Here is a 12,632-nt window from a genome sequence, read left to right as displayed (position 1 = left end):
TTCAGCTAAGTTGCCGTCAGGCGAACAGTTGTCCACGACAGCGAGGGGGGCGCCGTGGCGATCGAGCTACCCGACGAGGTGGTGTCGTTCCTGCAGTTCATCGGAGTGAACTGGCCTCAGGTGAACGAGGACAAGGTTCGCGAATTCGCCTCGCACGTCCGCGAATTCGCCGAGAACGTGCAGAACACCCACCAGAGCTCGACCGAGACGATCCGGCAGCTGGGCGAGGCCTACCAGGGCGCGTCGTACGAGGCCCTGCTCGCCAAGTGGGGCCAGCTGTCGAACAGTCACATGAACGATCTCGTCCAGGCCTGTCACGTGGTCGCCACCGCCCTGGACGTGGCGGCGGACGTGATCGTCGCCATGAAGATCGAGACGATCGGCGAACTCGTCGCCATGGCAGTCGCGTTCGTCGCGGACCAGGCCGCGGCGGTCGCCACCTTCGGCGCGGCCGAGGCCGCCGTGCTGCTGATCGAGGAAGCGGCGAAGAGGCTCGTCAACTACCTGGAGCAGCAACTGGAGCAGTACATCATGGGCCAGGTCGTCGAGGCCGCGATCAACCCGCTCGTGGAAGTCGTGAGCAATGCCGTCAGCGGGCTGCTGTTCCGGGCCGCCGAGTCCGCGCTGGGGGTGTCGGGCGGCGGGGGGCCCGCCGCCGCCGGCTTCCGGGTCGACCCGGAGGCGCTCGCCCGGTACGCGCAGACCATGCACGACCACGCCGAGACCGTGGCCGGCCACGCGGCGGCGTTCAGCGACAACATCGCGGGGGTGAGCTTCCAGTGACCAACTCCATCGTCAAGGCCCTGGAGCACGGCGCCGAGAAACTCGGCAAGGTGCTGGGGAAAGAAGCCGGAAAGGCGGTGAAGGACTTCTACCACTCGGCCGGGAACGGCCTGGAGAAGGTCGCCAAGAATACCGTCGAGGCCGACGCCAAGCACGCCGCCGAGCTCTACCGGATTCACCGGCGCCAGCCCGGCCGTGACGAACTCCGGGCCGGTCTCGGAGAGAAGCCGGTGTACCTTCTGGGCGACCGGGGAAAGATCCAGCGGCTCACGAAGAACGGCCCGGCGGACATCACGGATGCGGACCGGGATCTCCTGGGCGTACCGCTCAAGCTGACCGGAGCGAAAAAGGACACCGTTCCCCGGAGGCCGAAGAACCCGGACAATCCGTACTCCTGGGGCCCGAGCACCCCGGAAGAGCGCGCCGCCCGGCCCCGGAAGCCCTCCTCCGAGGTGCCGTTCGACGAGGACGAGCTGTCCCGGGCGACCGCCCTGGCCCGGCACGAACAGGGGAGCTACGGGAACTACACCCCGGACAAGGAGACCGGCGTTCCGACGTTCAGCAGCAACAACTACGCCGCCATGCGCGTCGAGTACGAGCACGGCGACGGCAACAAACGGGAATTCATCCTGGTCGGCCGGAGCAACAATCCGGTCCACTCCGAGAAAGTCCTGGGGATACCGTTCCTGGAGAACGGGGGCGGCCGGCACGTCAAGGACCTCTACACCGAGCGGGCGCCGTGCAGCGAGAACAGCGACTGCGCCGCATGGGTGGAGAAATGGCTTCCGCACGTCAACGTCACGCACAGCGTCGAATACGGCCCGGACCCGGCCTCGGTGGCGCGCGGGAATCGGGAGATGGAGGACCGGCTCAACAGAATGTATCCCGGCGTGCGACCGGAGAGCCGCAGCCCGTGGAAGAATTTCAAGGGCCTCAAATAATCACTCGCCGCATGCACCCGATTACCGCAATGCTATGATGCGGGACATTCAATGAGATCCCCCAGCGGAAGTACGAAATTCCATGAGCCCCTTGATCGACCGGAACGCGATGGAGTCGGTCTTCGGCGCCGAGGAGCTGGTCACCCCGGACGACCACGCACTCGCCGGCATCACCCACGAACCGACTCGGGCGTTCCTGCGCGAGGTCGGCCTGCCGGACCGGGAGGGCTGGTTCGAGGCGGACCAGCGCCTCCTCGACGGCGACCTGCGGATCGGCGGCGAAGCGTGGCAGCGCGTCGCCCTGAAGTATCCGGACTGCCCGTTCGACATGTCGACCTGGCTGACGCTCGGCGGCATCGGGATGGACGACGTGATCGTCGACACGGCCACCGGCGTCGTGTACTGCATCCCCGAGGACGGCTCTCCTCACCTGCTCAACAGCAGCATCGATGCCTTCGCCTTCTTCCTGCACGCCCTGGAGGTGGAACGACCGGAGTACGACCCCGAATCCGACACGGACGGCGTCGACCCCAAGGGCGCCGAGGCACGGCTGCTGCAGCTGATGCGCCGAACCGATCCCGCCGCGCTGGAGAATCCCGAGTCGTGCTGGTTCTCCGTCCTGCGGCACGTGCGAAACCTCCTGCAGGACTAGCCCGCGCCGACCGGCCCCTTATCCGTTGAGGAGAATGACGTGACGAGCCCCAGCGACCGCATCGCCGCCCGGTTCGGGCGGGCAGGAGTGCGGCACTTCGAAGCCGCGACCTCCCCGGTCCTGCCGGAAGCCGCCGCCCTGGCACGAGTCGACGGCCTCGTCCTTCCGCTCGGGGTGAAGCCGTACTTCCACACCCTGCTGGACGAACCGGCCGCCCTTCGGGAGTACGCGGCGTCCACCGGCACGGAGTTGGACGATGCGGTCCAGCTGTCCTGGGCCAGGCTCGGCTCGGACCGCGCGTTCGACCTGTGCGTCACCCCTGACGGCGACGTCCGGGGCGTCCTGATCGGCTACGACGAGCCCGAACGGTTCGTCAACTCCTCCGCCGAAGCCTTCGCCGAAGGGCTCCTGCGGCTCGATCTCCTCCTGGAGAACATCGCCGGCACCGACGACCCCGACGAGGCCTTCGCCGCGTTCGAGGAGACGGAACAGGCGCTCCGGGCCGCGGACCCCCAGTCCTTCGCCGACTCGGAGAACTGGTGGCCCCTGGTCCTGGAGGACATCCGCACCACCGCGGGCGTCGAGGCGTTCGCGACGTTCGAGTTCCTCACCCCTGCGGGCGAGAAGCAGTTGGTCACCAGGTCCGGTGCCATCTGCGTGCATCCCGAGGAACGAACCTGGTCGGCCATGTACGCGGCCGGCATCGAACCCGAGCAGGTCACCCGGATCCACACCGAGCTGCAGGCGTGTTTCATGCCGGGCCACTACTGCGCGCTCTGGCTGGAGTTGATGTTCCCGGACTCCGTGCTGACCCACAACGCGCCCTACGGCGACACCGCCGCCGACCGGGCCGAGGGGATCCGGCGGCTGCGGGAACACGCCGACCGGACGTCCGGGGAGCGCTGACCCATGGCCGAGCCGACCGTCGGCGCTCCGCCCGCTCCGGGCACAGCGGCAGCCCACGCCGCATCGGCCCTGCTCGACTGGGCGGCGGAACCTCGGCACGACCGACCGCGGGCGGTCGTGATCACCGGCCCGTCCGGGGCCGGAAAGACCCGGTTCCTGGCCCAGTTCCTGGCCGCGTCCGGCAGGAACCCCCGGATCACCGTCCACGCCACGGGCTTCGCCGAGGGGCAGATCGCCCGGACCCTGGCCTGGCAGCTCGGACGCCACCTCGGCTACGGGCCCCTCGACCCGGATCGGCTGACCCGACGGCTGCAGTCCGATCCCCGGCCCGTCCTGCTCGTCGTGACCGACCTGCACCGCGCCGGACGGGGGCCCGACCACCTTCCGTCCGCCTCCCCCGCCGCGGTCGTGAGCGAGCTGCTCGGGCCCCTGCTGGCGCTGCCGAACGTCCGCATGATCGTCGAGTCCGACACCGCCGACCTGCTGGGCGCCGAAGAACCACTGGTCCTCGGCCTCGACCCGGCGGCGGGCCCCACCGGGCCGTCCTCCCCGGACCCGGTCCGGGCTCCGGCGGGCCCCACCGCGCTCGCCGGCCCGGACTGGCGCACGGCGACAGCCGAGGAACGCGAGCACGCACTCGACCGGGCCCTCGCCACGGGCACGGCACGCGAACTCCTCACGGACCCCGGATATCTGGTGCACGGCTCGGTCGCGGCCATCACCGCCACGCTCGCCGACCCCTCCCTCTCCCTGCCCAAGCACCTGCGCGAGGTCTGGGCCGCCGCCGCGCCCGCGCTGTCCTTCCCCGGTCTGGCGGACTCCGAGCGGGCCGCGCTCCTTCACGCCGCGGCGACGGGTCGGGACCCGAAGCTCGCCGAGTACCTCCGCCCCCTCGCCGAAACCTCCTCCTGGACCGCCCTCTGGTCACTGCCCCGACGGAAGACCGCCGCCCTCGCCGTCCTGCCGCCCGACCCCACCGGGCCCGGCACGGCCGTGGCGGCCGACACCCTCGGCCGGCTGACCTGCCACTCCCTCACCGACGGACGGACGCTGGCCAGTCCCGATTCCGGCACGCTCTGGACGCCCGAGGCACTCGCCGTCCTGACCCCCACGTGCCTGCTCGGACTCGACCGCTCGGGCATCCTGCACCCCATCCCCCTCACCACGGCGACGGTCCCGAGCTCCGCGGCCCACCTCACGCTGCACCACAACGCCGCGACGCTCGCGTCCCCCGCCGACCTGCCCACCGCCGTCGCGGCCGGTCCCCGCCACGCCGCAGTCGCCGACGGCCGCGGCCGCGTCCACCTGTGGTCGCTCCACAGCCCCGAAACGGGTCCTCGCACGATCGAACTCCACCGCTCCGCGGTGACTGCCGTGAGCTGCCTGGACCTCCCGCAGGCCGGCGCCGCCCTCCTCGTCACGGGCGGCCTCGACGGCACGGTCAGACTCTGGGACTCCGCCACGGCGGAGGCCCTGCCCGGCCCCGTGGAGAGCCGCAAGGCCCTGCCGACCGCCCTCGGCCTGGCCGACACCGAGGCCGGACCGGTCCTCGCCGTCGCCTGGTCCGACCGGCGGATCCACCTCTGGCACCTGCTCAGCGGACGCATGGCCGCACTGCCGACCCCCCACCTCGGCCAGGCCCTGGCCCTCACCGGTGACGGCCACCTCCTACAGGCCGGCCGCGACGGCATCCATGCCTGCCGGCTCGACCTCGCCGCACTGTGGGCGACGGCCTGACGGTCCGTCATCCCGGTGCGGGAAGCGGTACTTCACCCACAGCAGAACGCCGCTCCCTTCCCCTCCTGCGGAGGATGCCTACGCTGGAGGGGTGAGCACTCAAGGCCGGAACGAAGCCCGCGTCATTCCGCTGCGCCCGCAGAGCGCGCCGCAGCCTCCTGCGCCGAAGGAACCGCTCTGGCGGGATGTGGTCGGCGGTGTGCTGCGTCGCGAACGGCTCGCCCAGGAGCGGACGTTGAAGGACGTGTCGGAGGCGGCCCGGATCTCCATGCCGTACCTGTCGGAGCTGGAACGCGGCCGCAAGGAGGCCTCCTCGGAGGTGCTCGCGGCGGCTGCCCACGCGCTCGGGCTCGGCCTCGGCGATCTGCTGTCGCTCGCCCAGGACGACCTGGTCCGCCACGCGCAGATCCGCCGCTCCCACAGCCGCAGCGCCGGCCCCGGCAACGGTCTCTGCCTGGCCGCCTGACGGACGGTCACGCCCCGGTGCGACGGCCCGCAGGCCGCCGTCGCACCGGGGGCGCCCCCGCTCAGCCCGGCAGCTGCCGCCGGTCCAGCACCTGGTCGGCCAGGCCGTAGGCGACCGCCTCCGCGGCGGTGAACACCTTGTCCCGGTCCGTGTCGGCGCGCAGCGTCGCCACGTCGTGGCCGGTGTGCCGGGACAGCACCTCCTCGACCTGCGAGCGGATCCGCAGCATCTCCTTCGCGGCCAGGCTCAGGTCGGAGACCGTCCCCTGCCGACCGCCGCTGGCGGGCTGGCCGAGCAGCACCCGGGAGTGCTGGAGCACGAACCGCCGCCCGGGGTCGCCGCCGGCCAGCAGGACGGCCGCCGTGGACGCCGCCTGGCCGACGCAGAACGTCGAGATCGGCGACTGCACGAAGGTCATCGTGTCGTAGATCGCCATCAGCGAAGTGAACGATCCGCCGGGCGAGTTCAGGTAGATCGCGATCTCCTCCCCCGGGCTCGCCGACTCCAGGTGCAGCAGCTGGGCGATCACCACGTTGGCGACGCCGTCGTCGATGTCGGTGCCGAGGAAGATGATCCGTTCGTTCAGCAGCCGGCTGAACACGTCGTAGGACCGCTCGCCCTGAGCCGTCCTCTCGACCACGTAGGGAACCGTGTACGAGCCCATGTCTACAGCCCCATCCGTCGGCGGTTGGCGGCCGGGCGGATGTCGGCCAGCGACTCCACCACCTGGTCCACCATCCCGTACTCCTTGGCCTGTTCGGCCGTGAACCAGCGGTCCCGGTCGCCGTCGCGGGCGATGGTCTCCTCGCTCTGCCCGGTGTGCGCGGCGGTGATCCGCTCGATCGCCCGCTTGGTGTACTCCAGGTTCTCCGCCTGGATCGCGATGTCCGAGGCGGTGCCGCCGATGCCCGCCGACGGCTGGTGCATCATGATCCGCGCGTTCGGCAGCGCGAACCGCTTGCCCGCCGTGCCCACGGTCAGCAGGAACTGCCCCATGCTGGCGGCGAATCCCATCGCCAGCGTGGAGACGTCGTTCGGGATCAGCCGCATGGTGTCGTAGATCGCCAGGCCCGCCGTCACCGACCCGCCCGGGCTGTTGACGTACAGGCTGATGTCGGTGCGCGGGTCCTCCGCGGAGAGCAGCAGCAGCTGCGCGCACACCCGGTTCGCCGACACCTCGTCGACCTGGGTGCCGAGCAGGACGATCCGCTGCGCGAGCAACTGCGCCGCGAGGTGGTCGTCGAAGCGGCTGGGCGGCGTGTCGCCGTCCTCCGCACGGGGTTGGCGGGTGCTGAACGGTGTCATCGGGTCTCCTCGTCGGAGCGGGAGTGCGTCTTCCACTCCACTGTTCACCCCGAACGACCCCCGTCAGCCGGTTCTCTGCCCGCCGCAGATTCGCCACCGGCAGAGCGCCCGGTCAGACACCCGGTGCCGGACGGACGGTGATCCCGTTGCGTTCCAGCAGGGCCGCCGTCACGCCGTCGCCCGGCACCAGCGCGCCCGCGAACGAGCCGTCGTACACGGCGCCCCGGCCGCACGAGGGGCTGCGGGGCATCAGCACCGCCTCCGTGCAACCCGCCCGCTGCGCGGCGAGCAGCGCGCGTTCGGCACCCGTGACGAACTCCGCCGTGACGTCGTGCCCGGCGTCGTCCACCACCCGCGCGGCGCCGTCCAGCACGTCGTGCCCGTCGCCGCCGATCAGCTCCGCCGGCCGTCGCGGGGTGGCCAGCCCGCCCGCCACCTCCGGGCAGAACGACACCGCCCGCCGCCCGTCGAGCAGCTCCGCGAGGGCGGGCGACGCCTTGTCCCGCCCGTCGAACCGGCACGGCACCCCGCGCAGACACGCACTGACCAGAATCGCTTCCACCCGCCCAGGCTACCGGGGCCGCACATCGACCCTGACCTGCGCGAACCCCCGGCGGCCGGTGCGCGGAGGACGCGAACCCCGGGGGTCCGGCGTGCCGACGGCGGGAGGTCAGTCGGTGACCGGCTCCGGCGCGAAGTAGCGACGGGCCAGCACGGGCGATGCCTGGTGGCCGCGGCGGATCAGGGTGTGCGCGGCGTGGACGGCCGCCGGCCGGGCGTCGGCGGGGTCGCGGGTCCGCAGGTAGAGCAGGAGGTCGAGCCGGTCGGTCTCGCTGCGGGCCGTGATGTGCTGGAGCGCGTCGCCGGGGAGGGCGTGGGCCCAGAGGATGCCGACCGTCTCGTGCGCCTCGTCCGGCGAGGCGGGGCCGGGTTCTCTGCGCCGCAGGCTGGCGTGGACGAGGTCCAAGGGGGTCAGCCCCAGCCGAGGCTGCCGTCGGCGACGGTCACGGTGCCGGCCGGGGCGTCGGAGGTGAGGGCGGTGACCGCGGCCGGGGCGGCGATCAGGGCGGTGAGCGCGAGGGCGGCGACCGCGGCGGCCTTGGCGAGACGAGTGAGCATGTCGGTGGTTCCCCTCAACGGCAGTGACAGGTGGACGGACTCCGGTTCGGCGTCCCGCGGTTGACGCTCGCTCCGGTTCGCCGCCCGGTCGGTTTCCCTGGCGGCGATCAATAGCTTCGCGGGTTCCGGAGCGGCCCGGAAGGTCGTCGGGGTGTCGCCATTCGGACTGTCCGAGACCGGACAGCAAGTCATGGGCATGCCATTAAAGGGCGTGCGGCAGAGCCGGCTCCGACCCCCGCCCGCAGCGGGCCGGGCTACGCCTTGCCGGTGGCCGCGACCGCTGTCAGGCCCTGCTCGGTGGGGCCGTAGACGCGGCCGCCGCCGGCCCAGAAGGGGACGGTGAGGGTGAGGCTGGGGGCCAGGAAGTCGTAGGTCCAGCGGGCGACGCCGGTGCCGGGGTCGAGGGCCCAGACCTTGCCGTGGATCCAGAGGTAGAGGGTGTCGTCGGCGAACTGGGCGGCCAGGTTGGTGGCCAGGGCGCCGACGGGCAGGGTGCCGGCCCAGCGGACGGCGCCGTTGCTCGCGTCCAGGGCCTGGACCCTGACGGTGAGGGTCTTGTAGTCCACGGCCACGGCGAAGACGGTCGTGGCGTCGGCGTTCGCCACCACCGCCTGGTAGGTCATGGCGGCATCGGACTTCCACGCCACCGTCCCGTCCGCCGGGTCGAGGGCGTAGACCCGGTCGGCGAGGTAGAGCAGGCGGCCGCCGGCGGAGGTGTGCGGACCGTCGGTGAAGGGCTGGAGGAGGGCTCCGGCGCCGAGGGTGGCGCCGGGCGGGTTCTGCTGCCAGGCGGAGAGGCCGGCGTTCGTGGTGTCGAGGCCCTGCAGGGTGGACTTGCCGTTGGACATGTCGGTCCGCTGCCAGAGCAGGCGGGTTCCGGCGGTGGGGACGGCGAGGCGTCCGCTGCCCACTCCGGAGAACGGGAACCGCTGTTCCCAGCGGAGGTCGTGGGTGGCCGTGTCCACCGCCCACAGGAACATCAACTGGCCCCCGGCCGAGGCGGAGGAGCCGAGGCCCTGGACGTAGACGGCGCCGTCCAGCACGCCGGCGACCGCGCCGGTGGTGGCGCTCAGTCCGGGCCGGGCGAACGACCAGGCGACTTCGCCGGTGGCCAGGTCGATCGCCTTGAGCGAGGTGCGGATGCCGACGACGGTCGCGCCGACCCGTTCCCAGCTGACGTAGTAGCCCTTGCCGCCGGCGGCGGCGACCAGGCCGAGCGTCGGGGCCGGCACGGCGCCCTGGGAGGTCTTCGGTTCCCAGCGGGGTTTGCCGTCGCGGTCGAAGCCGCGGAGGCTCTTGGCGTCGACGGTCAGGATGCTCTCGCCGTCCGCGACGATCTGGTTGAGCGGGTCGGGCACGGGCACCGTCCACAGCGCGGCGGCGATGTTGGTGGTGCCGAGCGGGCGGTCCGGGTCGGTGGGATCGGGCGCCGATGCCGAACTCCGTTGCGCGCCGGCGGACTTGTCGGGCGTCCGGCCGAACGTCAGGTACGCCGCCGTCCCGCCGCCGGCCAGCGCCGCCGCGCCGCCGGCCAGCCCGTAGAGCAGGGTCCGCCGCGCGGGGCGCTTCGGCTCCGGCTGCGGGAGGTCGGGCGGCAGCTCCACCGTGGGTGCGACCGGCGGCGGGGGCAGTGTGGGCGCCAGCACGGCCGCGGAGCGTTCGACGGCGGCGAGCAGCGCGGGGTGCAGCCACGCCCCGGGCGGCTGCGGTGCGAGCCGCTGGGAGTCCACGAGTTGACGGGGCGTCGGCCGGTCGGCGGGGTCCTTGGCGAGGCAGGCCGCGATCAGCAGGCGCAGCCCGGCGGGGACGGCGGCGAGGTCGGGTTCCTCCGCGGCGACCCGGCGGACCACCTCGACGGGGTGGCCGCCGCCGAACGGGCCCGCGCCGGTCGCGGCGTGCACCAGGGTCGCGCCGAGCGAGAAGACGTCGGAGGCAGGGACGATCGGCCGGGCCAGGGCCTGCTCGGGCGACAGGAACGAGGGGGTGCCGAGGACGGCGCCCTCGGCGGTGAGGACGCTGTCGTCGGCGGCGCGGGCGATGCCGAAGTCGATGACGTGCGGGCCGTCCAGGGCGAGCAGCACGTTGCTGGGCTTGATGTCCCGGTGGACCAGCCCGGCGGCGTGGATGGCGGCGAGTTCCTCGGCGATGCCGGCGGCGAGGATCCGCAGCACCGGTTCGGGGAACGGGCCGACCAGGCGGACGGCCTCGTCGAGCGGGATGCCGGGGATGTACGCGGTGGCGAGCCAGGGCAGCGGCGCGTCCGGGTCGGCGTCCACGACGGGGGCGGTGAACGCGGAGGACGCGGTGCGGGCGGCCGAGACCTCGCGCCGGAAGCGGGCCCGGAACCGCTGGTCGTCGGCGAGTTCGGGCCGGATCAGCTTGACCGCGACGGTGCGGCCGCCGGCCGACCGGCCGAGGTAGACGGCGCCCATGCCGCCCGCGCCGAGTCGGCCGAGCAGCAGGTAGGGGCCGACCTGGGCGGGGTCGGTGGGGCCGAGCGGATGCATCGTCAGTGTCCCTTCGCGGGCAGGGCGGTGAGGATCGTCGGGCGTTGGGCGGCGATGCACAGCCGTCCCGCGCCGGCCGTCCAGGTCAGCGTCGCCGGGTCGGCGCCCTTGAGGCCGGAGTACTTCCAGCGGGCCCGGCCGGTGGCGGGGTCGAGGGCCCAGACCACCGCGTCGCGGCCGATCCGGTAGAGGGTGTCGTCGGCGTACAGCAGGTCGGCGCCGTACGCGCCGGCGCCGGTGCCGGGGCCGTCGGGCGGCAGCGGGGTCCGCCAGCGCGGGGCGCCGCTCCCCAGGTCGAGGGCGCCGACGGAGTAGCCGCCGTCGCTGTCGGTCCACAGGCAGTGCAGCAGGCTGTCGTCGGGGCCGTGCGCGAAGGCGCTGCCGGTGACGCGGGGGCCGGCGATGCCGGGGGCGGACCAGGCGGGTTTGCCGGTGACGGGGTCCAGGGCGGTGAGGGCGCCGTCCTTGTCGGGGGTGAGGAACCAGCCCCCGCCGGCGGCGATGCCGAAGGACTGCAGGCCGGCCGTCCAGGCGACGGCGCCGGTGGCGTCGACGGCCTTGAGGCGGTCGGCGCTGGAGACCAGGATCCGGTCGCCGCCGGGCAGCAGGGCGGCTTCCAGCAGCAGCAGGTCCTCGCCGTGGAACCAGGCGGTGCGCCGCCCGGCCAGGTCGACCGCCCACACGTTGCTGCCGCCCTGGTGCCTGCCCTGGCCCACGCCGACCACGTACGCGATGCCGCCGCGGATCCCCGCGAAGCGCGTCACGCCGGTCGCCTGCGGCTGGTCGAGCGTGACCCTGCCGTCGACCTTGCCGTCGCCCGGGTCGATGGCGAGCAGGACGGTCGCCAGGCCGCCCGGGGCGGCGGCGCCGCCCATTCCGGCCAGCTGGATGCGGTGGCCGTCGAAGGCGGCGACGGGGTGCGGCTGGAGCGGGTCGAGGGCGAAGGTGACGCCCGCCGCGGTGTCGTCCAGCGTCCACTTCGGCTTGCCGTCGTCGACGACCGCCCAGGTCTGCCGGGTCGTGATGCCGACCACCGCGGCGTCCAGCGACAGCAGTTGGACGCACGGCAGGGTGACCTGCCGGTTCTGCCAGAGCGGGACGGCCTCGGGGACGTCCGCGCTCGGCCGCACCGGCGGGGCGGCCTGCCTGCCGGACGGTGTGCCGCGGCCCCGGTCGATCAGCGCGTAGGCGGAGCCGGCCGCACCGGCGGCGAGGACGCCCCCGCCGAGGGCGAGCAGCGTCCGGCGGCGCGGCCCGTGCGACGGCGGCGGCCGGTCGACCGGCGCGGGTGCGGGCTCGGGCGCGTGCGCGGGCATCGGGGGTGGTGCGGGCGGCGCGGTGAGCACGGCGCGGACGGCCCGCACCTCGGTGGCGACGGCGGGCGGCAGCCAGCCGTCGGGGTCGGCGGGGTGCCCGGCCAGGGCGACGTGGGCGACGAGTTGACGGGGCGTCGGCCGGTGGGCGGGGTTCTTGGCGAGGCAGGCGGCGACCAGGGTGCGCAGGTCGGCGGGCAGCTCGCCGAGGTCGGGTTCGGTGTTGACGATCCGGAACAGCACGGCCGCCCCGGCCCCTTCGCCGAACAGGTTCCGACCGAGGGCCGCGTACGCCACGGTGGAGGCGAGCGAGAACACGTCGCCGGCGGGGGTGAGCGGCTCGCCGAGGGCCTGTTCGGGGGACATGTACGGCGCGGAGCCGATCACCGCGCCGGTGGTGGTCAGCCCTTCGGCGTCGGCGGCCCGGGAGATGCCGAAGTCGATGACGTGCGGCCCGTCCAGCGCGAGCAGCACGTTGCCGGGCTTCAGGTCGCGGTGGATCAGCCCCGCGCGGTGCACCTCGGCGAGCGCCTCGGCGAGTCCGGCGGCCAGCGTGCGGACGGTGGCGACGGGCAGCGGGCCGTACCGCTCGACGGCCTGCCGCAGCGACAGGCCGGGAACGAACGCGGTGGCCATCCACGGCAGCGCGGCCTCCGGGTCGGCGTCCACCACGGGCGCGGTGAACGCGCCGGAGACCCGCCGGGCGGCCGCCACCTCCTGCCGGAACCGCTGCCGGAACCCGGTGTCCTCGGCGAGCTCCGGCCGAACCACCTTGACCGCGACGGCCCGGCCGCCGGCCGAGCGCCCCAGGTAGACCGCGCCCATGCCGCCGGCCCCGAGCCGGCCCACCAGCGTGTACGGCCCGACCTGCCGCGGATCCATCCCGTCGAGTGGTTGCACCTG

13 protein-coding genes are annotated in these 12,632 nt (G+C 73.4%); 6 read left to right on the top strand and 7 right to left on the bottom strand.

Translation table 11 applies throughout. From position 1 onward, the window contains the following. The first annotated feature begins 54 nt into the window (after positions 1-54). The 6 genes from CG736_RS12735 (at position 55) to CG736_RS12710 (ending at position 5,485) form a co-directional block, all read left to right on the top strand. The gene (locus CG736_RS12735; protein WP_100586298.1) at positions 55-783 is read left to right on the top strand and encodes a WXG100 family type VII secretion target; all 729 of its coding nucleotides are present in this window, start codon (positions 55-57) and stop codon (positions 781-783) included. Then, on the top strand, positions 780-1,724 hold the full coding sequence (locus CG736_RS12730) for a nucleic acid/nucleotide deaminase domain-containing protein (protein ID WP_100586297.1): 945 nt from the start codon (positions 780-782) through the stop codon (positions 1,722-1,724). Before CG736_RS12735 ends, CG736_RS12730 begins: the two co-directional genes overlap by 4 nt. An 82-nt stretch (positions 1,725-1,806) precedes the next feature. Further along, positions 1,807-2,376, top strand: a complete 570-nt coding sequence (locus CG736_RS12725; RefSeq protein WP_100586296.1) for an SUKH-4 family immunity protein — start codon at positions 1,807-1,809, stop codon at positions 2,374-2,376. A 39-nt stretch (positions 2,377-2,415) separates the two neighbouring features. Beyond that, positions 2,416-3,282 carry a nucleic acid/nucleotide deaminase domain-containing protein gene (locus CG736_RS12720; RefSeq protein WP_100586295.1) on the top strand — a complete coding sequence of 289 codons (867 nt, stop codon included), beginning with the start codon at positions 2,416-2,418 and terminating at the stop codon, positions 3,280-3,282. A gap of 3 nt (positions 3,283-3,285) precedes the next feature. Continuing rightward, on the top strand, positions 3,286-5,019 hold the full coding sequence (locus tag CG736_RS12715; protein ID WP_100586294.1) for a hypothetical protein: 1,734 nt from the start codon (positions 3,286-3,288) through the stop codon (positions 5,017-5,019). A 91-nt stretch (positions 5,020-5,110) separates the two neighbouring features. Next, positions 5,111-5,485: a RodZ family helix-turn-helix domain-containing protein gene (locus CG736_RS12710; RefSeq protein ID WP_100586293.1), complete on the top strand. Its 375-nt coding sequence runs from the start codon at positions 5,111-5,113 to the stop codon at positions 5,483-5,485. 61 nt (positions 5,486-5,546) lie between these two features. Here the strand turns inward: CG736_RS12710 and CG736_RS12705 are convergent, their stop codons facing one another. From CG736_RS12705 to CG736_RS12680, 7 genes are all read right to left on the bottom strand, one after another. Next, positions 5,547-6,149: a ClpP family protease gene (locus CG736_RS12705; RefSeq protein WP_043910653.1), complete on the bottom strand. Its 603-nt coding sequence runs from the start codon at positions 6,147-6,149 to the stop codon at positions 5,547-5,549. Positions 6,150-6,151: 2 nt separating this feature from the next. Then, a complete protein-coding gene (locus CG736_RS12700) occupies positions 6,152-6,790 on the bottom strand; it encodes a ClpP family protease (protein WP_100586292.1) in 639 nt (212 codons plus the stop codon). Between the two features lie 112 nt (positions 6,791-6,902). After that, on the bottom strand, positions 6,903-7,352 hold the full coding sequence (locus CG736_RS12695) for a DUF523 domain-containing protein (protein ID WP_100586291.1): 450 nt from the start codon (positions 7,350-7,352) through the stop codon (positions 6,903-6,905). Between the two features lie 108 nt (positions 7,353-7,460). Next, positions 7,461-7,757, bottom strand: coding sequence for a hypothetical protein (locus CG736_RS36150; protein ID WP_157815551.1), 297 nt, complete (start codon positions 7,755-7,757; stop codon positions 7,461-7,463). A gap of 5 nt (positions 7,758-7,762) precedes the next feature. Continuing rightward, a complete protein-coding gene (locus CG736_RS36145; RefSeq protein WP_157815550.1) occupies positions 7,763-7,909 on the bottom strand; it encodes a hypothetical protein in 147 nt (48 codons plus the stop codon). A gap of 254 nt (positions 7,910-8,163) precedes the next feature. Further along, complete coding sequence (locus CG736_RS12685; RefSeq protein WP_100586289.1) at positions 8,164-10,416, bottom strand: protein kinase; 2,253 nt, start codon at positions 10,414-10,416, stop codon at positions 8,164-8,166. Positions 10,417-10,418: 2 nt separating this feature from the next. Beyond that, positions 10,419-12,629, bottom strand: coding sequence for a protein kinase (locus CG736_RS12680; RefSeq protein WP_100586288.1), 2,211 nt, complete (start codon positions 12,627-12,629; stop codon positions 10,419-10,421). Positions 12,630-12,632 lie beyond the last annotated feature (3 nt).

It is taken from the genome of Kitasatospora sp. CB02891, assembly GCF_002803145.1.
In the GTDB taxonomy this organism is placed as follows: domain Bacteria; phylum Actinomycetota; class Actinomycetes; order Streptomycetales; family Streptomycetaceae; genus Kitasatospora; species Kitasatospora griseola.
The sequence above is the reverse complement of the archived record's forward strand: the minus strand, read 5'-3'. Positions and strand labels throughout refer to the sequence as shown.